13 protein-coding genes are annotated in these 26,723 nt (G+C 40.3%); 7 read left to right on the top strand and 6 right to left on the bottom strand.

Going from position 1 to position 26,723, the window contains the following annotated elements; translation table 11 throughout:
- The first annotated feature begins 14 nt into the window (after positions 1-14).
- From ACEW8O_RS06655 to ACEW8O_RS06635, 5 genes are all read left to right on the top strand, one after another.
- On the top strand, positions 15-5,549 hold the full coding sequence (locus ACEW8O_RS06655; protein ID WP_373493843.1) for a gliding motility-associated C-terminal domain-containing protein: 5,535 nt from the start codon (positions 15-17) through the stop codon (positions 5,547-5,549).
- A 10-nt stretch (positions 5,550-5,559) separates the two neighbouring features.
- Entirely contained in the window at positions 5,560-6,309 is a 750-nt protein-coding gene (yaaA, locus tag ACEW8O_RS06650) for a peroxide stress protein YaaA (RefSeq protein WP_373493842.1), read from the top strand.
- 206 nt (positions 6,310-6,515) lie between these two features.
- Complete coding sequence (locus ACEW8O_RS06645) at positions 6,516-9,989, top strand: hypothetical protein (protein ID WP_373493841.1); 3,474 nt, start codon at positions 6,516-6,518, stop codon at positions 9,987-9,989.
- 328 nt (positions 9,990-10,317) lie between these two features.
- Positions 10,318-11,559 carry a sugar MFS transporter gene (locus tag ACEW8O_RS06640; RefSeq protein ID WP_373493840.1) on the top strand — a complete coding sequence of 414 codons (1,242 nt, stop codon included), beginning with the start codon at positions 10,318-10,320 and terminating at the stop codon, positions 11,557-11,559.
- A 43-nt stretch (positions 11,560-11,602) separates the two neighbouring features.
- Positions 11,603-12,961 (top strand): glycoside hydrolase family 140 protein, encoded by a 1,359-nt coding sequence (locus ACEW8O_RS06635; protein ID WP_373493839.1) that lies wholly within the window; start codon positions 11,603-11,605, stop codon positions 12,959-12,961.
- A 45-nt stretch (positions 12,962-13,006) separates the two neighbouring features.
- On the opposite strand, the gene galK is transcribed toward ACEW8O_RS06635, so the two are convergent.
- The 6 genes from galK to ACEW8O_RS06605 form a co-directional block, all read right to left on the bottom strand.
- Positions 13,007-14,152 carry a galactokinase gene (gene galK, locus ACEW8O_RS06630; RefSeq protein WP_373493838.1) on the bottom strand — a complete coding sequence of 382 codons (1,146 nt, stop codon included), beginning with the start codon at positions 14,150-14,152 and terminating at the stop codon, positions 13,007-13,009.
- A gap of 62 nt (positions 14,153-14,214) precedes the next feature.
- A complete protein-coding gene (locus ACEW8O_RS06625; protein ID WP_373493837.1) occupies positions 14,215-16,536 on the bottom strand; it encodes a discoidin domain-containing protein in 2,322 nt (773 codons plus the stop codon).
- Positions 16,537-16,629: 93 nt separating this feature from the next.
- The gene (locus ACEW8O_RS06620; protein WP_373493836.1) at positions 16,630-18,936 is read right to left on the bottom strand and encodes a TIM-barrel domain-containing protein; all 2,307 of its coding nucleotides are present in this window, start codon (positions 18,934-18,936) and stop codon (positions 16,630-16,632) included.
- Positions 18,937-18,955: 19 nt separating this feature from the next.
- A complete protein-coding gene (locus ACEW8O_RS06615; protein ID WP_373493835.1) occupies positions 18,956-21,238 on the bottom strand; it encodes an FAD-dependent oxidoreductase in 2,283 nt (760 codons plus the stop codon).
- A 4-nt stretch (positions 21,239-21,242) separates the two neighbouring features.
- Positions 21,243-22,913, bottom strand: a complete 1,671-nt coding sequence (locus ACEW8O_RS06610; protein ID WP_373493834.1) for a sodium:solute symporter family protein — start codon at positions 22,911-22,913, stop codon at positions 21,243-21,245.
- 123 nt (positions 22,914-23,036) lie between these two features.
- Positions 23,037-24,527, bottom strand: coding sequence for a sulfatase (locus ACEW8O_RS06605; RefSeq protein WP_373493833.1), 1,491 nt, complete (start codon positions 24,525-24,527; stop codon positions 23,037-23,039).
- 482 nt (positions 24,528-25,009) lie between these two features.
- Between ACEW8O_RS06605 and ACEW8O_RS06600 the strand changes: the two genes are divergently transcribed.
- Entirely contained in the window at positions 25,010-25,726 is a 717-nt protein-coding gene (locus ACEW8O_RS06600; RefSeq protein ID WP_373493832.1) for an alpha/beta hydrolase, read from the top strand.
- 57 nt (positions 25,727-25,783) lie between these two features.
- A partial coding sequence (locus tag ACEW8O_RS06595) for a sulfatase-like hydrolase/transferase (RefSeq protein WP_373493831.1) occupies positions 25,784-26,723 on the top strand: 940 nt, incomplete at its 3' end.

Raw genomic sequence — 26,723 nt, 5'->3', positions numbered from 1 at the left:
GCAACGTGTAAATTATGAAAAGCCTTATAAATTCCATAAGTTTTATTTTATTTTTTAGGTTAGTGTTTTTACTAAGCTTTTTCCTGTATTCAAGCAACTCTTTTTCACAGGGATTCAACAACAACGAATGGATATTTGGAGAGTGCCCAACAGGTGAAATCAATTATTTGTCATTTGGTAAAGGCGGCGACCCCATTGTCAGGAATCTTCCGCAGGGTACTATCGTCGGACAAAATAATAACGCAGTTGCCATTGATCCTATTTCCGGCAACATTATTTTCTATACCAATGGTGTGCTTGTCTATGATGCCAACAATCAGCCACTCGAAGGAATGGCACCGGGAATAGATGGAAATATTGACGGGAGGCAGGAATTGGCCATTGGAGTGTTGGATTATGATCCTGAGGGTGATAGGCTTTACTATGTTTTTTATATCAGCCCTTCAGGTCAGTTGCAATATTCAGTAGTAGATATGAATGCCCCCGGTCAGGCCATGGGCAACGAACCGCCTTTAGGAGAAATGATCACCAAGGATATTACCATAAGTAATGCTGAAGGGGCGATACTGGTAGTGAAAACACCACAATCACCCACTTATCTGATAAGTTTTGAAGGAGGTAACTTGGTCTCCAGAAGGTTGGGAGATACTGAAGGGGAATTTATTCAGACTTCTATTACAGGTCTTGCTTTTACTCCAAAAGCAATGATTTTCGATGAGTCTTTACAAAAAATACTTCTGATTCCTGAAAATCCGGGTCAAGATATTATAGTTGTAGATTTTGATGCTTCAACAGGCACGTTTGGGACTTTGTCTGAAATTTCGCAATCAGGTGGGATTGATTTAATTGTAGGAGCTTCATTTTCGCCTGATGGTGATTACATCTATTTTTCAAGAGGAGATCAATTGTTCAGGGTGCCGTCTGATGATCTGGGGGCGGATCCTGAGACCATTCCTCTCGAGAATGATGTGTTTAAAATCTATGATGTCAAAGTAGGTCCTGATGGAAAACTCTATTATATATATGAGGAAGTCGATGGTGGGCCACAATTAATCGGAAGGGTAGAGAATCCGGATGAAGATGATTTGGATGAGCTTGAATTGGAGGAGGATCCATTTGATGGCATAGATTTTTGCGGCAGGATTTTCCCCCAATTTGCTCCCAACCAGGATATCAATCCAACAGTTGATTTTACATGGACTCCCGAGCAGCCTTGTGGTAATAACCCAATCCAATTGACCAGCGAGATTACTCCCGCTAACTTTAGACCTGTCAGTTTTGAATGGACGTTTACACCGCCATTGGTTGATGAGGATGGGGACCCTATTGATATGGATTTTACCCAAGAACATCTTCTTATTCCCGAAGAGGCTACAGGTGAGGAAAGTATTGATGTGACTTTAACAGTTACATTTGCGGATGGGTCAACTTTGACTGTCAATAAAGTAATTGAATTAATACCCAATGACCTTCAGGTACAGTTCAGCGCACAGGATACTACAGTCTGTGAGGGGCCTTGTGTAGATATTGGTTCTTTACTGGAAGTCCAACAAGGGGATGGTCAAGGAGGACAACCAGGTCAAGTAGGACAACCAGGTCAGGGCGGACAACCAGGTCAGGGCGGACAATCCGGAAATTATGAATACTTCTGGTCCAATATCAGGGAATGGCGACCAAATAAGGACAATTGTGTAGAGCTTCCCGGTCTTTACTGGGTATTGGTAAGGGAGCCGGGCTCCGAATGTTATGCTTATGGCAGTATCAGGGTCAGGATATGGGATTTGGATGATCAGAGTAATAATGTTTGGTATTTTGGCGATGGTGCAGGATTGGATTTCAATCCTGATCCAAATGATCCGAACGGACCTACCCCAAGACCGGTTGGCCACAACCAGAATATCCCCGCTGGTACAACCACCATATCCGATGAAACCGGGCAGGTGTTATTCTTTACCGATGGAGAGTCTGTTTGGGATCTCAATGGTAATCTGATGGAAAATGGGGATGATATCGGAGGAAGTAACCAGTCAGCCCAAAGTGTCATAGCAGTTCCTGTCCCTCAGGACGAGACTATCTTCTATCTTTTTACTACCCAACAGGCTTCTGACGGTACCAATGAAGTCAAATTCTCCGTGGTGGATATTAAAGTTGAAAACCCGACAGGAGTTGGGAATGTAGTTTCCAAAGATAATTTTCTTTTTAGTCCAAGTACTGAGCATTCTGCTGCTTTGGCTTCAGGAGATACTACCTGGGTATTATTTCATGAGTTGGGTAACAATACCTTCAGAGCGTATCCAGTATCAACCTTTGGTATTGGAAGTCCTGTTTTTTCCTCGGTGGGTTCCAATCATGGATTCAATACAGGTGTTGGTACAATGAAATTCAGTCCTGACGGAAATCAGGTGGCAGTTACAATACAGGACGGTAGCTGTAGCAGACTGGAAATTTTTGACTTCGACCAAAATACCGGAAGGATGACAGAATATGCTCTTCTGGATTTGGGTTGTAATGGTGAAGAAATTTATGGTCTTGAATTTTCCAATGATGGAAGCAGGGTATATGTATCTTATAGAGGTGGTGGAGGTAAGGTAGAAGAGTTCCTGATCAAAGCACCTGATAGCGATGATGATGATGCTTTGGCATGTGCAACATGTATTGAGAATGCCGGCAACAGGGCTGCCAGAGAAGCTTGTATTTTGAATTCCACAGTAAGAAATGTATTGACTTCATCAGGGCCTTTTGGAGCTTTGCAAATTGGACCGGATGGGCAGATTTATGTTGCCCGGCCTGGACAAAATGTCTTGGGGTCTATTAATACAGGTCAGGATTGTAATAATAGTACCTATACCGAAAACGGAACATCCACACTTTTAGGAACAACAAATCTCGGTCTTCCTTCATTTGTACAACAGTCAGGAAGCAGTATTCCTGATCCCGCACTTGCGGGACCTGACAGACTATGTCTAGACACGAACAGTGCTGAAGCATTGTTTGAAGGAGGGGGAGAACCTGATATCGATAGCTATTTTTGGACGATTACCCATGAAGATGGCACTTCTGATCTTTCCAATTTTGGTGGTCCAGGAGAGGATTTTCAGGATCTTGAGCACACATTTACAAGACCGGGTAATTATAGGGTGACTCTTAGAGTGGACCGTTGTGGTGATCCGAATTATTATGAAGCTTTTTTGGAAGTTTTAGTAGTAGCGCCACCCGAATTGACCTTGCCACAGGCAGAAACCCTTTGCTTAGGCAATCCGATAAGTCTGACAGCTATTGATGGATATGATCCTGCAGAAGGGTTGTATGATTTTGAATGGAGAAATGCTGCAGGTCAGCTATTCGGGGATGAAGATTCTAATACGATTTTTGTCAATGAGGAAAGTGTCTTCACCGTCACTGTTTCTTATAGAAGGCCGGCAGATGTTCCTGAGGATTTCTTCAATCCCTGCCCTGCGAGTGCTTCTGTATTTGTGGGTCCGGCATTTGAATTTGAACTTACCCAATCCGCCGGGGAAGTTTGTTATGATGAATCTTTGGTTGTTTTTTCTCCTGATACCCCGATTTCAGGTGATTGGTTTTATCAGGTTCAGGGTTCAATGAACAGGGTGCCATTAGGGGAGTTTTATGAGCTTCAATTGATCCCAAGTTCATTACCTTCTCCAGGAATTTATGATATTATTTTTGTGACCGAAGACCCAATTTTGGAAGGTTGTCTCGTGGAAAAAATGCTGGAGCTGCTGGTATGGCCACTTCCTGCCATGGAAGCTGTCATTTTGACTGATGCAGATGACTGCCTCGCTTCCAACGGTAGTTTTGAAATTACAATGCTAAGTGATGCTGACCTTGTTTCCATTATAGAAACGGGCCAGTCCTTTATGAATGTTTTCGCAGGCGATGTTTTAGCGGTATTCACAGATCTTGAACCCGGAATTTATTCTGTCAGGGCTACCAGTGATTTTGGTTGTGAATTTATTCTTCCTGTAGTAATCCAGAATTTAAATCCACCTCTAGGTATTTCCGAATATGAGGTTGACCTGTCGCCTGAAACCTGTTCAGATACCGGAGTCAACAATGGGGAACTGACCATCACATTTACCGAGGGACCACAATCAGGGTCTTATAGATTGATAAGGGAAGAAGACGGGCAGCAATTCTCCGGTACATTTAACAATATCACTTCTGTGAGTATCCCATTGGAAGGAGGAACTTACTTATTGGTACTGGAAGATGAGCAGGGATGTGCAGTCACGGATACCGAATCCTATGTCATTGAAATTGCAGAAAGGGTGACGTTTTCGGTACCAACAGATTTAAGTGCCTGTGGTAGATTTATTTATACTCCCGAAGGACCTGATAATCTTGATTTCACAGTAATCGGTCCAAACGGCAATACAATTCCACAGGAACAGGACGGAACATTTATTCTGGAGTTTACCGGAATTTACACCTTTCAGGCATTTGATCCTGATGGGATTCTTTGTCCAAGTGAGATTGTTTTGGTACAAGTAGAAATTTCTGATCCCATTGATTTTTCTTTGACTGATCCTGAGGTGGATTGTGATTTGGGTGTTTCTTACAGTGTGGTATTATTCGGTTTTAATTCTAACGATGCCAATTTCTTTTGGAGAGATGATTCGGGACAAATTATAGGAAGAGAACAGCGGTTTTTTCCTCCCGGTCCCGGCTTGTACTCTATTGAAGTCCAGCCAAGAAGTGGAGGACTGTGTCCGACTAGAATTGTTGAATTTGAAGTTGAAGAGTTTATTGACAATGTGGATGTGGCTATGGAAGCTTTACCATTCTGTGCCGAGGATGCTTTTACAGTCATTACTACAGAGGCAGATTTCTCATTGGTAACCGAAATAGATTGGTATAGAGTGGAGGGAAATAACCGAATTTTCTTGCCTGATTTTGAAGGTTCGGAATCGGTTACAGTTTTTGAAGATGGAATATATCAGGTAGTGCTTACGAGTGTTTACGGATGTGAGCTTGCAAGGGAGCAAGTTCAGATTACCCAGTCTCTTGTCGAACCACCTGTACTGCTTCCAAGTTATACAATTTGTGCTGTTGAGGATGTGGTTGTACAATTGGACCCGGGTGCATTTGAAAACTATTCATGGACTTTAAATGGCAATGAACTGTCTGTTGCTCCCACGTTTACTCCAACTCTGCCGGGAGAGTACGAGCTGACCGTTTCCGATGACCTTGGTTGTGAGTTTGTCATCAATTTCTCTGTGGTAGAAGACTGTAGGTTAAGGGTAATCTTCCCTGATGCAATGGTTCCAAGTAATCCAAACAAACAGTTTATCATTTATACCAATGATTTTATTGATGATCTGGAGGTATTTATTTTCAACCGATGGGGAGAGCTTATTTTCCATTGTGAAAGATCGAATATCAATGGAGAGGTTGGTGTATGTTCTTGGGATGGTATTGTTTACGGGCAAGTTGTACCTACGGGTGTGTATCCGGTAGTAGTGAAATACACAAGCAGAAAACAAAATGTAACCGGTAAAATCACCAAGTCAATATTGGTGATCAATTAAAATTTAAAATATGATTACGCTTATATCGCCTGCAAAAACTTTGGATTTAAGTACAACAAATTTTGATTCTTATACTTTTCCCGATTTTCAAAAAGAGACCATGGAACTCGTTTCCATTATGAAAAAGAAATCAGTGGAAGATCTTAAAAAACTCATGGATATCAGTGATAATTTGGCTGAATTGAACAAAAAAAGATATAGTGATTTTCAGAAAATTTTTGATACAAAAAACTCTAAACAGGCTTTGCTGGTTTTTAATGGGGATGTTTATACCCATATAGATGTCGAGGGATTTTCTGAGGAAGAATTCAATTTTGCGCAAAAGCATTTAAGAATCCTATCGGGACTTTATGGTTTGCTAAAACCTCTTGACCTTATGCAGCCATATCGTCTTGAAATGGGTATAAGTCTTAAAAATAAAAGGGGTAAAAATTTATATGAGTTTTGGGGAAAAAGGATCGCAAAAGCTATCAATGAAGTTGCTTTGGGTCAGCCAATCATCAATTTAGCTTCAAATGAATATTTCAAAGCGGTTGATGAAAAAAAGCTGAAAAGTCCAATCATTACTTCGGTTTTTCAAGAATTCAGAAATGGCAAATATCAGGTCATTGGCTTTTTTGCAAAACAAGCCAGAGGAATGATGGTAAATTATATTATAAAGAATAAAATCAATGAACCTGAATTGCTCAAAGGTTTCACCGATGAGAGATATGAATTTGCAGGAGAAGATTCAAAAGGGATCTGGAGATTTGTCAGGTAAAAATTTTTTTGAAAATCAATTGCTATATTCTATTGAACAGCAATAGGTTAATCGTACACGGTTTAGGTTAAAAATTAAGTATTTATATATTTTTATGTTTTTCAAATAAAAAAAAATGTATTTTACATTAAAAAATATTTTTTTCAATCGTCTTAATAGTGTAGATTTGGAATCTAATCTCGTAAGTATTCTCTTTCCAAATCAGCATGAAAAGGTCAAGTTTCATATTAGTCTTCTTCTTATTATTCTTAAGTAGATGGAATAATTCTCTTTCTATTTCGGGATTAGATTGGGATAATAACATATTGGAAATAAGTCTTCCGGCCCACTTTAATGAAGGATTTTTGATTTCAGGACCTGATGAGCTGTGTATATATTTTGGAAGTGTTATTGGTGAGTTTTTTGGTGGTGGCAGAAGTACTGATGTTTTTAATTGGAAACTACTTAGTACTGACGGTATTTTAGTTGTAGAAAGAGAGGGAGGGTTTCAAACATTTAGCCATACATTTTCAGAACCGGGAGACTTTGAACTACAATTGACAGTAAGAAGAGGTATTAATGAAGTGTTTTCGGGTTCCAAATCAATAAAGATCAATCAAGGTGCAGATATAGTATTGGAAACCTCCTATTTGCTTTGTGAAGACGGGAAAGCAACTCTTACATTGATCAATCCAAATGAAAGTAATATTGATACTTATCAAATTGAATGGTCTGATAGTAATGGGGGAATTGTGGGATACGGAAATACCATTACCGTAGATAAGCCGGATTTATACACTGTAAATTTTTTTACTTTAAGCCAGGAAGTGAAAGGAACCTGTCAGCAAAGATTCAGTATGCATGTTTATTTACCTAAGGATTTTTCGATCGATATCAGTTCTTCGCAAGTATGCAATTCTGGAACAGATATTACCGTTTCTGCTACTCAGGGTGTTTTTGGGAATTGGTATTATCAGAAAGAAGGATCTATTGACAAGCGGTTTTTGGGAAATGGAAATATTTTGGTTTTTAGAAGAAATAATCTTGATGGCCCAGGTGACTATCAGGTTATTTTTGAAGTCGATGATAGCGATAACCAGTTTTGTAAACTGGAAGATTCTATTCCTTTGACAGTTACCGTTGCACCAAGTTTTCAGTTTTATTTTGAAAGCGGAGCAGAAAGTTGTGATAGTGAGGATGGGGTATTAGTCATATTGCCAAATGTAGATTTGGACTATGTGCAATTGAGTTACGACAACAGAAACATGACACGGTATTTTGATTTAAAACAAGGGGTGGAAATAAGAATCCCGGGTTTGAAATCAGGGATTTACCGGGCCTCAGGTGCTGTTAGCACCTGTACCTCTGGAAGAACAGCCATAGTTCCACTGGAAAACACTCCCTCTGTCCTTAAATTTTCGATAGAGGAGGTAATAGGAGAATCCTGTAATGATATAGGTAAAATTGATGGAATTGTAAAAATTAGGATGCTTGAAGATAAAACAGGAAGGAGTTTTTCTGTTCATAATACTGGTAGTGGCATTCCGTATATTATTAGAGAACCAATTAATGAAAATGAATTTCAGTTTTCAGTTCCTTCAGGCAATTATTTCATAGAAGTATTTAATGAAGAAGGGTGTGCCAATCCACATCCTGAAGCTATCAACATCCAAAGCAAAGGTCAGGTCTCATTTACAGCACCGAACAGGATTACCGTCTGTGAGACATTTGATTTTATTCCCGATACCAATGAGGATCTGATCTTTACTTTAACATATCCTGATAATTCCACTGAAGTCAAAAGATCAGGTGAAGGATTTGTCCTCGATCGGGAAGGCAGTTATACTTTAATTGCTATTGATACTGATTTGGAAAGGGCTTTTTGTCCAAGGGAGGCAACTTTTGTTGTCAATATGACTACTCCTATTAATTACCAACCCGAATTGGAGTTCAGAGACTGTTTTGGTAACCAAGAATATCGCGCCAACCTTTTTGGTGCAGACCTTGGAAAAGTGGATATTAAATGGTACAATGAAAATAATGAAGTTGTAAGCACAGATCCTGTCCTATTCCCCACATCATTCGGTGAATTTAAGCTGGATGTTCAGCCAAGAAACAGTCAGTCCTGTCCATATCCTCCAAAATCATTTATTGTAATAGAACCAATTGTTAATGTAGATGTCTTACTAGAGGCAGATCCAATTTGTTCAGGAAGTGGTTCAAAAATTAAATTTAACTCCAATTTCGCCAATACTGGGAAGATTATATGGTACTTTCTTGACAGCGATGGGACTGTAACCAAGCTGGATGAGTTTGAAAACCAACGTCAGATTGAAATGGACATTGCCGGTGTGTACGAAGCAGTGGTTTTTAATGACATAGACTGTGAGTTGGGCAGGGGGCTTATATCAGTTGGAGAGACTTCTGATTTGGCTTTATTTGAAATTCCTGAGGAAATTATTGTCTGTGATATTTTTGAATTAAATCCCGAAACTTTGTTGTATCTAAAATATAGAGTGGTGCTGCCAGATGGCTCTGAGATTGTTTTTGGACAAGGAGAAACTATTCTATTGGATCAAAATGGAATATATACCATCACATCTTCATCCCAGATTTCGGATGTTTTACTTTGTCCTGTCACAAAAACAATAACCGTTGAAAAAAGTAACCCGGTAGACTTTGAGGCTGAGTTATTTGAACAGGATTGTGATGGTAGATTGGTCTATAAAGCGAATATGCAAGGGGACATTGATGAAGTAGATGTTTTTTGGTACAATGAATTAGGGGATCTAGTTGGTCAGGAAGAATTTTTAACGCCGCAGTCCTATGGTGAGTACTCTCTGGAAGTCAGACCTAAAGGGAGTCAGGTATGTCCTCAACCAAACGTCAAATTATTTGAAGTAATTCAGCCCGTTGTTGAATTGGATGGAGGATTAGCAGTTACTCCTTACTGTCCTGGGGATGAAAATGTAACCATTACTTTGGAAGCTGATTTGAATCAAGTACATAGAATCAATTGGTATTTCACTGGCTTAAATGGGAATAAGCTGTTTTTAGACATGTTTGATAATTTGGATGTGATTACTGTAAGTGAGGAAGGAACCTATGAGGTGGAAGTCTTCAATAAAATAAATTGTCTTTTGGGAAGTGACATGGTCATTGTCATCAAAAGCATGGATGAAATCAGGCCAGTAGTCGAATCTGTCTATGAGATTTGCACGAAACTCGGTAAAAATTTTGAGATTGATCCAGGTAATTTTAGAACATATCAATGGTTTTTGGAAGGAGATTTGGTTTCTGAAGTTCCTGTTTTCAGCCCAATGGAAGCGGGCAATTATTCACTGACAGTGACAAGTGCGGAGGGATGCCAATTTTCTACTGAATTCCTGGTAAATGAAGCCTGTGAGCTATTGATTCAGAGTACTACTGGAATGAAAGTCAATAATGTCGAAAAGCCTTTTTTGGTGTATACCAATTCATTGGTTGACCGATTGGATATATGGATTTATAACAATTGGGGACAGCTGATTTTTTCTTGTTCCAAAGAAAACCTGACCGAAGGAGAGAGCTATTGCATTTGGTATGGGGACTTCAACGGAAGCTATATTCAGCCTGGAACATACTCCGTAAAGATGTCGATAAAAAACAATTCCGAAAATGTCCCTAAAAATATTTACAGGTCATTGATGGTGATAGATTGAAATGGTCATGTGCTTTTAGGCCAGTTAGGTATATTTTCTCTCCTTGTAGTACCTAAGACCGAGATAACGGACTTTGAAGCAATTTTTCTTAATTTCTTTGATCAGGCTTCCTTATATTGAAAGGTAAAGATTTGGGTTGATCAAGGTAAATTTCCGGAATATGCCTGTACTCCATTGATTTAGAGGTAGATTATTTGGGATTGGATTTAATTGTAACAATTTTTTTATGAAAGGGTAAGCCTATCCTTGATATTTTTTTTATATTTTCCGAATGTTTTAAAAATCGACCCTTAAATAAACGACATTAACCTCTTAAACCCCAACCAACATGAACGAAAATTTGAATAAAAGTGCCCTGTTTAATGGGAGCTGTTTTGCGTTGATCACCACAGCATTCACCTTTGCTATCAGGGCCGGAATACTGCCCCAACTTGGTCAGGAGTTTGGCCTTACAGCCGAGCAACTAGGATTTATTAATTCCATGTGGTTTTTGGGATTCCCCATTTCCATGATACTGGGAGGATTGGTTTACCACTCCTTTGGCCCTGCTAATATTATGCGTGTGGCTTTTGTAGCCCATACTTTGGGTATCATTCTAACCATTTATGCAGGAGGATATGTCACCTTACTGATATCCACACTTTTTATTGGATTTGGAAATGGCTGTACAGAAGCAGCCTGTAACCCAATGATAGCGGATATGTATTCCGGAGTAAAAATGAACAAAATGCTCAATAGATTCCATATGTGGTTCCCCGGAGGGATTCTTCTCGGTGCTTTGATTTCCAAGTTCATGACAGATGCAGGAGGATTTTTGGCAAACTGGCAGACCCAGATGTGGGTCTTGATGATCCCGACTGTTATTTATGCAGTATTGTTTTTTGGTAAAACCTTTCCAAAACCGATTGTGGAAGGTGTTACTTCGCTCAGAAATAACTTTAAAGCTATGTTTAGCCCCGTATTTATATTTTTGTTTATCTGCATGTCACTGACAGCGATTTCGGAATTTGGTCCCAATCAGTGGGTTGTATTTATCCTGGGAAGCAGCGGTGCAGACCCTATGTTGATAATGGCATTGACATTTGGTGTGATGGCACTTGGAAGGTTCTTTGCAGGTCCTGTAGTCGAAAGATTAGGTCAGACCGGAGTTTTGCTCTTTGGGGCAATACTTACTGCAATCGGAATTTATATGTTCAGTACCGTTACCGGTCCCATTTCATATTTAGCGGCCTTTATATTTGGAATAGGAATCTGTTACTTTTGGCCTGTGATGATAGGTGCAACTGCACAAAGGGTCCCATTAAGTGGAGCAATAGGCATGTCAGTAATTGGTGGGGTGGGCATGTTTGCCAATTCCATTTTTAATCCGATTACAGGGAGGTGGATTGATAGTGCCAGAGAAGTTAATGTTGCGGCTGGACTTCAGGGAGACGCTTTAGAGTTGGCCATCGGTCAGGATACTCTGGAGAAGATGTTGATTTTCCCGATTATTCTAATAGTTTTATTTACGATATTCTACTTTTGGCAAAAAAACAGCAAATCAACAGAAGCTGTCCCAACAGTTCATTAATAACTTAAGGCAGCCAAATGGCTGCCTTTTTTCTTTCCTTCCAATGAAAAGAATATTCATATTTCTCCTAACACTAATTGTCCCCGGGATATTGCTTGGACAAATTCAGGGACCTATAAAAATCTCAGAAAACCAAAGATTTTTGGCTCAGTTTGACGACAGCCCTTTTTTTTGGATGGCGGATACAGCTTGGGAGCTTTTTCATAGAACCAATATCAAGGAGGCTGAATATTACCTTTCCATTCGAAAATCTCAAGGATTTAATGTGATTCAAGCAGTGGCTTTGGCGGAAATAGATGGTCTGAATGATCCCAATCAATATGGTGAAAAGCCTTTTGAGTCAAATGATCCCATGAAATTCAATGAAAAATATTGGAAGTATGTGGATGATGTGATCAGTATTGCGGAGGAAAAAGGAATCCATATCGCACTTTTGCCTACTTGGGGTGACAAAGTTTTTAAGAATACTTGGGGAGTGGGACCGGAAATTTTCGATGCAGAAAATGCATTTGAATTTGGAAAATGGATCGGGGCGAGGTATGCGGATAGAACGAACCTGATCTGGGTAATTGGTGGAGATAGAAACCCAAGGAAAGATTCAGATGATGCAAACATTTGGAATCAAATGGCAGCAGGCATTAAATCCTCTTCCAAAAAGGATAATCCAATACTGATGACATTCCATCCCCAACCCAATAGACCGGGAGGATCTTCAACATGGTTTCATCAATCCGACTGGTTGGACTTCAACATGCACCAAACCGGCCATTGTCCAAATCAACCTACATACAGAATTATCAGTCATGATTATGAATTGAATCCGACAAAACCCACACTTGATGGTGAACCCCTGTATGAGGAGCATCCCAATTGTTTCAATGCCAAAGAGCTAGGCTATAGCAATCCTGAGGATATCAGGAGGATCATGTATTGGAATGTTTTTACCGGGGGAGCTGGACAGACTTATGGCTGTCATGCCGTGTGGCAGATGTATACACTTGATAGAAAACCGATCAATGGGCCTCTGAAACCTTGGCAGGTCTCCTTAGAACTGCCGATGGCCAATCAGGTCAAACACCTCAAAAACCTAATGTTATCCAAATCATATTTTAACAGAATTCCTGATTATGAATTGGTGGTTACCAAACAGGAAGATGATGAACATTTTGTGATAGGGACAAGGGATGTTGAAGGAGGTTATGCCTTGATCTATTTCCCAACTGGTAAAAGTGTAGATGTAGATTTCTCCAAATTGAAAAATCCAACATTGAAAGCTAATTGGTATGACCCAAGGACCGGTGTGAGTTTCCCATATTCAGGATCTCCGTTGATCAAAGGGAAAAACAAAGTTAGCACACCTTCAAGTGGCAAGGGTCAGGATTGGGTTTTGGTAGTGGAGTAACTTTAAGATGGATTTTACACTATCACCCCATTTGATTTTTTAAATTCACATCAACCCCGTACCTTCCTCCAAACTCACCTCATAAAACTTTGGAGTAACGTCATATTTGGATTCAAAAGCAGGTTTGATGCTGTCTCGAAGGGTTTTGACTTTTGATTTTTCCACAATGTTGATCGTACAGCCGCCGAAACCTCCACCCATCAACCGGCTTCCCAATACATATTCGAGATCTTTGGTTAAGTCAACCAAAAAATCAAGTTCAGGACAGGAAACTTCATATAGCTTGCTGAGACCTTCATGTGACAGGTACATCTTTTCACCAAAACCTTTCAGGTCATCTTTGTCCAATAATTCGGAGGCAGCTAAAACCCTGTTATTTTCTTCAATAATGTACTTACATCGGTTATAAACTATTTGGGTGATATCTGACCCAATAGCATCCAAAACCTCCAAATCCATATCTCGGAGTGATTTGATTTCAGGATTCAGTTTTTGGGCAGCCGCTACACCAGTTTGACATTCTTCGCGCCTTTTGTTGTAGGCTGAGTCGGCCAGTGAATGTTTCACACAGGTGTCAATCAATAAAATACTGTGATTGGGAAGGCTAAGGGGAAAATGCTGAAAATCCAGTGATCGGCAATCCAACCGGATAACATGGCCTTTTTTGCCCATTACTGAAGCAAACTGATCCATGATCCCGCATTGGACTCCGGCAAAAACATGCTCTGCCATTTGGGCATAATGGATTAAAGACCGTTTCGGTATATGAAATCCAAATAGTGTGCTCATCGCAAATCCAACGGCAGCCTCCAAAGCCGCAGAAGAGGACAATCCCGCACCTACAGGAATATCACCTCCAAATGCCATGTCAAATCCCTGAACAGCATATCCGGCCTGTTGAAGTTGGGCTGTGACTCCCATGATGTAAGTCGCCCAATGACCTTTGTAAGGACCAAAAGAATCCAGATCGAACACAAATTCTTCTTCAAAATCCATGGAATAAATCCGCCCCTGCCGACTTTGGTTTGCAGCTATGGCCACAATCATTTTCTTGTCGATTGCAGCAGGCATGACAAACCCCTCATTGTAATCTGTATGTTCTCCTATAAGGTTTATCCTTCCCGGAGAATATACTACTAGGGGTTCTTTGGAAAATGTTTCTTTGAATGTGGATTCAATAGTTTTCTTCATAGATGATGCAATAAACAAATAGATTTATTGAAAAAAAATATCTTTCTTGGCTATTAAAGAAGTTAATCCATTCTCAAATACGATGCTTCTTTTTTAAAATAACCTAAACCATAAGAAACCCTGATGGCATCTCCCTTATTCCACTCAATCTTTTTATTTCCTGATCCCAGACGATTTTTTGAACAGGGAAGTACTCCGGTTAATTGATTTGAATACGGAGACTCCTTCTTTAGCCGAACAGAAATGCTTTGTCCTTGCTCATTTTGAATATGCACAGTAACATGTTCTTCCTTAGTTGGATCAAAATTCAGAGGGGCTTCTAAATTGATTCTCAACTCCTTTTTGGAATCCATCGACAACTCCAACCGAGTGTAATAATTAGCCAAATAGGCCATACTTATATTAAAAGCAGTATTGAACTGAACCCAACCCTCCGTCCAACCCAAGTTTCCCACTTCAGGATTGTTGGGGTAGTGGAAAGATTTTGGAGAACCATCAAATACAAACTTCACTTCCTCAAGCAACCCAATTCCACCTTTGTGGGCATCATACCAACCTACATCCACGCCTTCAATTTCTTCAGGAGCTCTGTGGGAAAAATGCCTTCCCACAGGATTTCTTCCAAAAGCATTGTCAAAATGTGACCAGGCCAAAATTTCTAATTTTCCATTCAATTCCTGATCCTCTAAAATCGACATAGCAGCAAATAATGCAGCAGGAAATCCCAAGACATTCCCGGTTTCATTCCAGCTTGGCGGTACCCAATCTTCATCATCGGAATATTTTCGAAAATCCCAGTAATTGTCTGATCTGGAAATAGCAACTTTTGCCCAGTCCTTCACTTTTTCCTTTAATCCCTCTGGGGCCCGATCAGGAAAGCTGTTTTGGAAATAGGCAAATGCCCTCATGGTCATGTGTTCGGACACCCTTTGGCCTTTAGTCACAATTGGATCCTTCCAGTCCAGGTTTTGAATCATCCATTTCATTTGCCTGTATGCTGCTTCAAAGTACTTCTCCGCATCTTTTTCACCTCTTTTTTTGGTGACCTCATACATCATCAAATTGGGAATGACAGAATATCCGGGAGGCATTTCACCTTTTGTAGTCCCCATTTGGGTTTTTAGAGCCAATAAATTATGCTCAGGACTTAGGTCGTATTGTGAGGTTGAACGTGGATTGACAGTGGTTTTTTCCCATTTATCCTTTGTGTATTCATAGACGCGATCAAAATTTTGCTGAGGGAGCCACTTTTCCAAATAAGGCCAGGCATACAGAAAATGAGCGAGTTCAGCCTTTTGCATCTCATGTTCCAATCCTTGCGATATCTTCACATCCACATCCCAATGAATAAGTTTGAGAAGATCAGGAACATCTTCTTTGTAAGGTTCCAACGCTCCCCAAAGTCCTTTATATTGGGAAGGAAAAGAGGAATTTGGCACATAGGAAACAGTTTTCTCCATCCGTTCAAAAGCTTCAGGGTTGGAAAGGTATAGGGCCACCAACCCTTGCAGTGCCCAATTGAAAAAATCCCCATCCCGCCATTCAAAGGACAAGGGTCTGATCAAATTGGTAGTGCCAACATAATGTCTAGCCCCGATCATAAATTCTATCATATTTCGATAGGTTATCCTTTCAAGCCAATTTGGACCTATTCGGAAAGGGAACGATTTATGATCGTTGGCGATAACAATGAATTCTTCTTCAGACTCCGGATTGAAGTCTGAAAAATCTCCAACACCGTTTTCAATATATCCGGTGAAGACAATTTTCTCATTACTTTGCTGTTCAAGCACAAAGGGTGTTTTTTCCTTTATTTCAGGAGCAGAAAAGCGCTTTGGCCTATATAGATTGTAACCGCTTTGGTTGACAAGGATTTTCTTGACTTCTGTGGCTGTAGAATCCACGTACTGCCGACCATAAACCTCAAACTCAGAAACTGCCACTTGACTGCGTTTTTCTATCCAAAGCCGAAGTCGGTCGGTCAAAATAGGCTTTTCGAAGGTGAGTGTTACCTGATGGTTTTGGTTAGCGCTGATTTCTTTTACATTTCTCCAAGAACCATTCAAGATGGTTTGAATTTTAAAATCTGAAATAACGGAGGACTCAATAGGAGTTTTAATGGAGAGTTCTACTATCTCAGTTGCACCCGGCAACTTGAGCATAAACCAAGATTCATCTTCACCAGCCTTATTCCGCCATGAGCTTTCCGAACTTGTTTTACCATCAATTGCCTTGTCAGGTTCAAAACCTTGGCTAAATGAACTTGCGGTTGCTGTTCCGGTGAGGGATAGGTTATTCTTTTGTTGACTCCAAGCCGATTGAACAAACAGACCGATTGTGATAAAAAAAACTGATGTTACCTTCTTCCAATGACGAGTTTCCATTTTTCTCTTTTAAAATTTGTATATGCTTTTGAGGTATTTCTTGTAGCGTATTTATAAAAGAACTCTATTTCTTCAAGGTATCCACTCTGATAGCTATTTCCCTTTGATTTGATAAGTCTTTCCCGGTTCAATTTTGAAATAGAAAGCATATTTTTCTTCATCGAATTTCATCACACTTTCCTGATTACCTTCTAAAACCATGTAGTTTTTTGAGCCTTGGGTTGGTGGAGTTACTGTTGAACGGGAAGTGCCGTCAGGAAAGATAAACTCAAAGGTCTCCCCTCTAAAATTGAGCGGAAAATAGTAGAGGTACAGACCATCTTCCTTTCTAAGCACCACGCAATCTTTTCCGCCCACAAATAGCGGTATTTTATCATCAGCGAAACTGTAGTCGGGATAGAATCTGCCCCCCTCGAGTACCGATCCGCTCTCCCAATCCATCCATTTACCCTCCGGGAGATAAATTTCCCTGGAAGTTGCTGTTGCGTAATCGTTCCCATATATAGGGGTGGCAAGCAATGATTCTCCGATCAACCATTCATACTGCCGCTTGGTGGTGTCCCCAAGCCAATAGGTATTTTCGTCCTTGGGAAATGCAAGGGGCAGAGGAGTAAGTGCATAAGGGTAACCTGTTTCATGTCCCCGGACTACCTCGCTGTAGATATATGGGATCAACTGCGAGTGTATATCCACTGCTTTTTTTACCGTTCGTTCATAATCAGGATTTTCCAGATGCCATGGCCCAAAACCCATGGACATCACCGGCATCACCGCAGCAAGCATCGAATTTCGCACGAAGTACCGTTTTTGATCTTCAGATAGCGGAGTGATCAGGTATTTCCCTGCTACAATATCAGGATAGATATTTCCCGCCCCGCTAAATGCATAATTCAGTGCATTGATTACCGGACGGTCTTGGTCGAATCCATACTTGGTGTCCTCCAGTCTGAGTATATCCCCGGGAACCCCGTAAGCCGCATTTCGAACCATCACTAAGGCCCCCTGATCTATAAATTCTTCGTTTATAGGATTCTGTTTGGCATCATTGGCAAGTGCGACACCATCCTGAAGCATCATATCTTCCTTAATACCATCGGCACCCCAACGACTAAACTCATCGACGAACCAGCGAACTGCCCCGAGATTATCGGTGTCTAGCAGGTAGACATTCCCTGTTGGAAAGTTGACTTTAAATACTTTTGGAGATCCATCTTGGTCTTTAAGAAAATAGCCCTTTTCCAGTCCTTCGGTTGAAAATTCTCCGTCATTTTCCAGAAAATAATTCCCATTATCGCTTAATAAACTCTTAAAATTGATTCTGCTGCCCAAGATCAGCTTGATATCCCGGTTATTGAAAAATTCCTTCATTCCCATTGGATCCGGGTACCGGGGATTCGGAAGGCCATCGTTTCGGTTTGGAGCAGCAATACTATCCCAAATCCCAAAAGAAGTAGTACTCCCTTCCTGTGGCGTTCTTCGTTCTCCTTTCCAAAAACCGCTTCCCACTACTGCCCATTTAAGAGGGTAGCCGCGTTCCAAATATGCATCTATATCCTGTTGAACAGAACTTTGATAGGTATTCCAGCCAAGAGAGCCGAATGCTTCGTAACCCAGTTCGAAGAACCTGAACTTGGGTTTTTTGGACGGATAACCCTCTTTCTCTCTTACCAATCTGTAGGAATTGAATAGCTGCTGAGATTCCCCAAAAAAGTAGTATGCATTGAGTCTTTCCCCTGCAATTACCCCGATTCTATTTTCATTATTATCAATGACCACTTGCTTCTCGCCCCGGTCAAAAACAACCTGAGCTACCCCTTGCGCTGGAAACACGGCAAATGTGGAAATAAACCGGTAGTGGTTCCAGTTGTGATCATCTGTTTTGTCATTGATGAAATGTTCATTGCTAAATCCGGTAAGCTCGGTCTTTCCTTCATACCCCCCATGGTCACCTAGACCGTAGACAGGCCCCATCGGGCCGGTTCGGATGCCCATATCCAGCTTTTCGCCCTCTGTTTTGGGTTCCATGGTCACCTGCAGGTAATTTTCCTTAAGTGAAAATGTGACCACGGCAGTAATTTCTGTCTCGGTTTGAAGTTCTGCTGTGAATCCGCTTTTTGTAATTTGGGGATTGATCAAGCCTCCGGAAATGGGTTTCCTACTCCCCCCAACAGCAATAAGAAGGCTGGATTCCGGATGTGGGGGAACAAGTATCACTCCCTTGCTATCTTTTATTGTGAATGTCGTGGAGACAGGATCCACTTCTACGCTAAACTGACTATTTCCGAATTGGATAATACTCTTGGAAGTGTTATTGCAACTTATGGTGAAAACCAGAAGGAATAGAATGGGCACAAAACCAATAAACTTTTTGAATGCTCCGATTTTGCTTTTCTGTATCATTAAGATTTTTATCAAAGGTTTAGGAACAACAGCTAATCCCAAATACACTTAAGGGAACAGATTCCACTCTTTTTTCAAATTCGAAAGTCAAACTACTGGTGATAACAGGCTCTTGGAATCTGACCTTTTGGATAGTCTGATGATTTTCCTTTTGCTGGTAAACCTCCCTACCTGAATTATCTGTAATCTTAAAAGACTTTGCACAAAATGGAATTTCGCTTTCCGGGTGTCCCATCAAAGTGGATTCCATTGGGTGATCAAAGTCTGTATCAAAACAAATTTGAACCTCAGAAATCGCCTGTTTTAGAGACCATTCTAAGGTGATGGCAGGATTGGGATCTTCTAAAGAAGCTACCCAAGCATTAGGCTGAGTAGTGGGTCTGAAAATACCGTTCCTGATATTTTCCTTTATAAATGGAAAGAGACTTTGTCCTAATTCAAAAGCCAGGTTATGCCCTTTAGGCCTACGATCCGGTACCCAAAACTCAAACGAATCAATTCCGATTCCCTCAGGGGGATCTTGCCGACTGCTGGTTGCTACAGATTTATTAAACTTATTAAAAACGGTTAACAGTCCTGTAATGCGGGTGTTGGAGCACTTTAGCATCAGATCGGTATTGGCCACAAAAGTGACAAAAGTATATTGGGGAGATAGGATCTCTTTTTGAAAGTCAAAAGAATAAAATTTTTCTCCAGGCTGTATATCAAGTTCCAACTTTTCCAAAATGACCTCAGGGGTGTAATTTCCCGGTTTCTTGCTAATTCTTAACTCTACACATAGCTTTGATTTCACTTCAGATTTCACTTGGATTTTCATTTCAGGTACAGCGCCCGCACTGATCGGTATCATTTGGGCCATAGAAAAATCCAAGGAATGCCAAGGTCCATCAAAGGGAAGGCCCGTCAATTCCAATTCTGAGGAACTTATTATTTGGGCACTTTTAGCCAAGTCCAAATCATCTTCCAAGCGGAAATTTGGAATATATTGATCGGTTTTTATCAATCTCATTTGCAATTCCCTTATTCGGTCTTTTTCCAATATATCTGCAGGAAGCAAATTCTGAGACACACAGATTGCTGCGGCCATGGCTACTGCCTGCCCATTGTGGGCACAGGTAGCCATCACTCTTGATGAACCAAAAGCCACGTGAGATGCACTGATCAATCTACCTCCAAGAAAAAGATTTTTGATGTTTTTGGAATACATGGTACGGTAAGGTATCTGATAAACACCTTTACTATGCCATTGCGTGCATCCCGGTTTTTCTCCATATACACCATCTGCAGGATGAAGGTCCAAGGCCCAACCACCAAAAGAGACTGCATCGAAATACGGTCTTTGCTCAACCAAATCTTTTTGGGTTAGCATGAAATCCCCTTCGAACCGACGGCTTTCCCGTTTACCTGGAATTGTCCCAACCCATTCAAGGGTTAGGTTTCCTGAGTCAGGATATTCTCCGGAATTTTTGATATGGTGCCATATACCATAAATGACTCTCCACAATTCCCATTTGATCTCTTCACTTTCATGGATGGTATCCTTGCGACCACCATACTCCACCCACCAAAGGCTGCATCCCTGTTCTTTGAGGTTGAAACTTCTGAACCTTGGTAATTTGGAGATTTCCGTATTGGCATAGGAGGGAGGTACAAACCGAACAGGTTGGCCTGTATCCTTGCTGTAGAAATACAGGGAATGGCCCAATAACTCGCCGTAGGTTTGATCAGGTGCAAAACCTTCATCAAATTCCTCTTTGGATTCGGCACCCATTCGAAAGGCTGCACCGGCAAGGAAACCCAAAATACCATCGCCGGAAGCATCTACAAAAAGAGGTGCTTTGAGTAGGTACTCTGTTGAATTTTGACTGCAAAAAGCCAGGACGGACTCAATCTGATCATTTCCTTTTTTGGTGAGATCATAAGCAACTGTATTCAGCAATAATCGGATGTTAGGTTCTAAGCTTACCTTTTCTATCAAAATTGTATCTAAAATCAAAGGATTACCCTCAGGATTTCTGTAAAGGTTTTCGACCAAAATTTCATCCACTACACCACCTTCTCTTGCCCACCGGTTGTTATTTCCCATGTGGGAAGTAGCTCCCAGAATCCACAGCCTGACTTCTGAAGATCCATTTCCTCCAAGGACAGGTCTATCTTGGATCAAAGTTACTTTTACGCCTTGCCTTGCAGCAGTGATGGCACAGCATGTTCCTGCCAATCCACCACCGACAATCACCAAATCTGAAACAATGGTATCTGTTTTTAACTTTCTTTTTCCGACTACAAAATTTTCCTTTTTCATATTTTCAATGTGTCGTTGTTGAATAGGATATGTTTTTTTTGAATTTATTAATGACATATCTGTTTAAAAAAACCCCTAATCCAATAATAAGAGCTCCTATGATGATCAGATAAATGGTGGAATTTCCTCCCCAAATGGATAGCACACAAAACAAAAGGCCAATTGCTATGAAAGAAAATCCCAAAACCTTGATACCATATTCATTTTGTCCATTATCATCGATTTCCTCAGATTTATCAAATACAGATGCTTTCCTTGTAGGAATTGGGACATCTTTCTTTTGAGCAAAAATCTCATAAAGTAGCAGGAGTGTAAATGGTATGCCTATTCCAAGAATGAGTTCTTCTGTTCTGTTTAGGGCAAAATCCAATACTTTAGGACTGATAAATTTGAAGAAAACATTAATGACCAAGCTTATTGCTGTTACTCCCAAGATTGATTTTCCTGTTTGCTTTTTGGAAAATAAAGCCCAAATCGCAGGGCCATAAAGGGCACCGCCCGTAATGGCAGCGATACTCAATACTACTTCGACTATACCACCTGCCATAGGCACCATAAATGCCACTAAAATTGTCCCAATTCCAAAAATAGTTGTAGCCAATCTTGCTACTTTCATTAAGGTTTTGTCTGAAGAATTTGGTCTAAGCGGCTTGTAAACATCATTGGTCAAAACCGCCGCCGCCAAATTGAGTGAGGTATTCACAGAACTTGCTGTGGCGAATATCATCCCGCCAAGCATCAACCCCAAAACCCCAACAGGAAGTACCTGCTTACAGATCATCAGGTAAGCACCTTCTGCTTCCAATCCCAGTAAATCAGGATTAAGTACCCTGTAAATCATAGGAGGCAGCATCCAGATAAATGGGCTGATGAGGTACAAAGCCCCAAATAAATAACCCACTTTGCCGGAGGATTTACTATTCTTAACTGAGGTGTACCGCTGTACATAAGCCCAGTTCCCGCCTATAAATACTATGTTGTAAAAAGTAAAAGCAATGATAAATGCAAATGTGTATTCCCCACTGAAAATATTGAAAAACTGCTCCGGAGCCTGATCTATAAAATTGTCCAAGCCATTTGCTTCCTTAATTGAAAGCGGGATTACCAGCAAAACCGCTGCTGTTAGAATTACGAATTGCAGGACATCTGTCACCACTACAGCCCATAATCCCCCAACAGCAGTATAAATCATGATCATTCCCCCAAGCAGAAGAATGGCATAATTGATGTCAAAGCCTGTTGTCACATTTAGGATTTTGGCTACAGGATAGAGAAATGCACCTGTGTAGCCAAGGGAAAGAAACAGGAAGATGTAAGTGTAATATTGTTGGATTCTTTTTCCAAATCTGTTTGTCAAAAACTCAGCAACAGTAAGGACTTTGGAATTCCACCACCTAGGGGCAATAAAATACCCGATTACAAAACCTGCAATGCACATTGCCATTTGAATGGTAATTGCTACCAGGCCATACATGTATGCAATGGAACCCCAAACCACAAAAGTACCGGCCGAAAAAAAACTCATAAATAGTGACAAACCATTTATGGACCAAGGGACTGATCCCCCTGCAGCAAAAAAGGACTTCATATCAGTTCCTTTATTGCCAAAAGAGAGTCCTGCTACCAGGATAATCAGGGTAAATACAATTATGGTGATATAGTCGAGTTGTTCCATTTCTTGGTTTTTAAAAGCGAAAGGTTTTTGCCATGCAGTCAATAAATTGATCAAAGTCGGCAATATGACTGCTTAAACTGCGGCTTCAATAGTATATTCATATTGTTACTATTAATAATCAAGTTAGTCTATAAAAACCGGCCCGGAATGATTGATTTTGCAAGCTTTTGTGGCCTCCCCTGGCGTTTCTCCCCTTTCCCATTCCAATAGATCCCCATATAATGTGGCTTTATTTGGAGTCGGCTTATCCGGAATATTATCTCCGGTTTCATTTGTCCACCTGGTGAGCAACAAACGCATTTGTGCCAAAACTTCCTTATTCTCGGATTCATGTACCACATTGACCAAGTTATGCGGGTCTTTTTTGAGGTGAAAAAGCTGTTCCGCAGGTTGCGGCAATTTGGTGATAAATTCCTGTTCCTGAGTAAGTTCTCCCTCATCTAGCATAGCCCATAATTCCTGAGCGGCCAGATACATGTGTGGATCCGACTCCCCGGAAAGGTTGATCTTATTGGGCCAATTGTTTCGAATATATAACCAATCGCCCATCTTTACCATTCGTTCATGCGCACTGTACCGGTGCCAATTGCGTTCTGCAAATGCCACTTCCCTGACCACTGCGTGGTGATCCTTTAATATTTCCATGAAGGAGACACCCTGAAAGCTTTCCTGAATTGGGATGCCGGCTAAATTTAAAATGGTAGGGGCCAAATCCAACGAACTCACCAATGAATGCGTGTTTCCTGCTTTCACGTTGGGTCCGAAAATAATCAAAGGAGTACGGCTGCCATTTTGATAAAGGTATGTTTTGCTTCGTGGAAAAGGCCTGCCATTGTCGGATAAATAAATAAAATAAGTGTTTTCCAAAATGCCCTGATTTACCAACTCTTCAAATACCAATCCTGCGTAATGATCACTACGGCTGATTTCATGATAATACGCTGCAAGGTATTCCCTGGTCCTAGGTCCATCATACATATATGGCGGTACGCTTACTTCTTCCGGATCGTAAACCCTGCCCTTATCATTGATCTGCCAGTCCCGATGTGCATCGTGGGAAGCAAACCAAAAGAAAAAAGGCTTGTCCTTGGGACGTTCCTTTAGATGTTGCACCCAGTTTTCACTTCCCGCAGGCTGACTGTCGGAAAACTCCGAGAAACCCAATTGTTCAGGAGGGGCCATATGATTCTTTCCCGAAAGGACAGTATGGTAGCCTACCTGTTTTAGCAATTGGACAAAAGTAAGTTGGTCTTCCGGCAATTCCATATGGATCTCCGGTGCTCCGGTATTATGGGGGTAACGGCCTGTAATAATAGAGCACCTACTTGGGGAGCAGGAACTCGTGGTCAAAAAAGCATTGTCAAAGACCAAACCTTGGCCAGCAATTCTGTCCAGGTTTGGTGTATGAATATGTTTATTTCCATACATCCCCAAATCTTCAGCAGAAATATCATCAGTAAGAATGAAAACAAAATTAGGACTGTTTTGAGCTAATGTTCCCTGGCAATAGGGTATTAATAGGAAAAAGGCCAAGTAGGATAATTGAGGTAATCTAAATCTTCTGGATTTTACCTTCATTATCAATACAAATAGACTTAGTAAATTTTTTTTCATACTACCTGTAAATTTGGCTGAACATCTATTATTATTTTTAAAGTACACAAAATTTTATATCAATGATATAGATTATTTGCCTAATACGGAAATTATAAATTAATAAAAATCGATATTTTATTCCGTAAACGTTATCGAAAACGTTTACAATTAAAAAATCATCAATATAATGGTGGATTTGTTGATTATTCCATAATTGGAGACTAGGTTAAAACAGTTGGAAAATCTTCCTCTTATTTCAGCAGACAATGCATGTTAAAACTTAGGGGAGAAAATATGAAGTGATAAACTTTGCGATTTCTTATATTAGACGCCAATTGATCTTCATAAAAATCAGAATGTAATTAGTTTATCACATGTTAATTATGCCGGATATATATAAATGGATGCTTATCTGTATGATTGTTATTTTCGATGTAACGATATCCGCAGGAAATACTGATTCAGTAAAAGTATCATATAAAAGCGTTGACTCGACTTAATTGTACTTAAGGATATTTTATCCATCTCAATTTGAATCTTCCAGACAACATCCGGCAATGGTTTTTTTCTTTGGTGGAGGCTGGTCTAGAGGGAATATAAATCAGTTTAAACCTCACTCAGAGTATTTTTCAAAATTAGGAATGATTACCATTCTAGTCGATTACAGAGTAAGTGAAATGTATGGAACCACACCCAAGGAGGCTTTAAAAGACGCTAAGTCTGCAATGAGGTTTCTAAAAGCCAACGCTTCCAAGTACGGAATCGATTCAAATAATATTACGGCGGCAGGAGGTTCTGCGGGAGGCCATCTAGCTGCTGCTACAGTAATGTCTAAAAATATAAATGACTATCAAGATGATCTTCAGATCAATCCGGCTCCTAATGCATTGGTTCTTTTTAATCCTGTTTTAGACAATGGTCCGGAGGGATATGGATATGAACGGGTAAAAGATTATTATTTAGATTTTTCACCATTCTATAATGTCAGAGAAAACCTTCCTCCAACAATTATTTTTATAGGTACTGAAGACCATCTTATTCCCATAGAAACCATCACAACCTTTCAAAATAAAATGAGAGCATGTGGGAATATATGTGAAGTGATTCAATATGAAGGTCAAGGGCATGGCTTTTTCAATATAGTTAATAGGGAATTATATGAGGATACCATCGAGAAAACTGTGGTTTTTCTTAAAAAGAATAAGATTCTAGATTGATTAATGGTTAAGGATTGTAATTATATTAATTCACTATGAAACCCATAAAATAGATCCATGAAAAATTATTTTCAATATCAACTATGCCTATTCATCGCAATTTTAACTGTACTTGGCTGTAACACCAAAAGCAGAACCAATCAGAAAAATCAATCATTATCGAAACCGAACGTATTGTTTATTGTGGTAGATGATCTTCGGCCTGAAATTGGAATTTATGGAGCCGGTCATATAAAAAGTCCTTTTATGGACGATCTCGCAGGTCAAAGTCTGGTCTTTGACAGGGCATACTGTAATGTTCCGGTTTGCGGGGCTTCCCGGGCCAGTGTATTGTCCGGGGTTCGACCTGGAAGATATCGTTTTCTGGATTTCAAAACTTTTCTGGATCAGGATTATCCCGGTATAACTTCTTTACCCAAAAATTTCAAGAACCATGATTATACCACTATCTCAAATGGAAAGGTCTATCATCATATTAAGGATGATTCTCTTGCTTGGGATGAAGTATGGCAACCTACCACAACCAATCCATGGAATACCAGAAGGGATTATTCTACAAAAGAAAATCTCAGGATTGAAATGGATTCAACTGCAAGAGGCTATCCCTATGAAAAAGCAGAAGTACACGATACAGTCTATTTGGATGGAAAAACTGCACAGAAAGCCATCAGCGATTTGAAAAAGCTGAAAGCTTCTGATAAACCTTTCTTTCTGGCGGTAGGATTTTTAAGACCTCATTTGCCATTCAATGCGCCTGCCAAATACTGGGAAATGTATGATGCTGAAAATATTTCATTGCCGGCCAATTATCAACAGCCTGAAACTACCCCGCAGGAAGCCTATCACAACTTTGGAGAATTAAGAAGTTATTCCGGTATTCCTAAAAATGGACCTGTTTCTGATGAAATGGCCAAAAAATTAATACATGGTTATTACGCCAGTGTAAGTTATGTAGATGCACAGATTGGCAAAGTATTAGAGGCATTAAAAGAGCAAG

It is taken from the genome of Aquiflexum sp. (assembly GCF_041749095.1).
Classification (GTDB): Bacteria; Bacteroidota; Bacteroidia; order Cytophagales; family Cyclobacteriaceae; genus Aquiflexum.
This window is presented reverse-complemented; position numbering and strand designations above follow the sequence as displayed.

Excerpts from the sequence above, each read along its gene's own strand:
- ACEW8O_RS06620 (WP_373493836.1), bottom strand. The coding sequence starts at position 18,936 with ATGATACAGAAAAGCAAAATCGGAGCATTCAAAAAGTTTATTGGTTTT.
- yaaA (WP_373493842.1), top strand. The coding sequence starts at position 5,560 with ATGATTACGCTTATATCGCCTGCAAAAACTTTGGATTTAAGTACAACA.
- ACEW8O_RS06635 (WP_373493839.1), top strand. The coding sequence starts at position 11,603 with ATGAAAAGAATATTCATATTTCTCCTAACACTAATTGTCCCCGGGATA.
- ACEW8O_RS06655 (WP_373493843.1), top strand. The coding sequence starts at position 15 with ATGAAAAGCCTTATAAATTCCATAAGTTTTATTTTATTTTTTAGGTTA.
- ACEW8O_RS06625 (WP_373493837.1), bottom strand. The coding sequence starts at position 16,536 with ATGGAAACTCGTCATTGGAAGAAGGTAACATCAGTTTTTTTTATCACA.
- ACEW8O_RS06605 (WP_373493833.1), bottom strand. The coding sequence starts at position 24,527 with ATGAAAAAAAATTTACTAAGTCTATTTGTATTGATAATGAAGGTAAAA.
- ACEW8O_RS06610 (WP_373493834.1), bottom strand. The coding sequence starts at position 22,913 with ATGGAACAACTCGACTATATCACCATAATTGTATTTACCCTGATTATC.
- galK (WP_373493838.1), bottom strand. The coding sequence starts at position 14,152 with ATGAAGAAAACTATTGAATCCACATTCAAAGAAACATTTTCCAAAGAA.
- ACEW8O_RS06645 (WP_373493841.1), top strand. The coding sequence starts at position 6,516 with ATGAAAAGGTCAAGTTTCATATTAGTCTTCTTCTTATTATTCTTAAGT.
- ACEW8O_RS06640 (WP_373493840.1), top strand. The coding sequence starts at position 10,318 with ATGAACGAAAATTTGAATAAAAGTGCCCTGTTTAATGGGAGCTGTTTT.
- ACEW8O_RS06615 (WP_373493835.1), bottom strand. The coding sequence starts at position 21,238 with ATGAAAAAGGAAAATTTTGTAGTCGGAAAAAGAAAGTTAAAAACAGAT.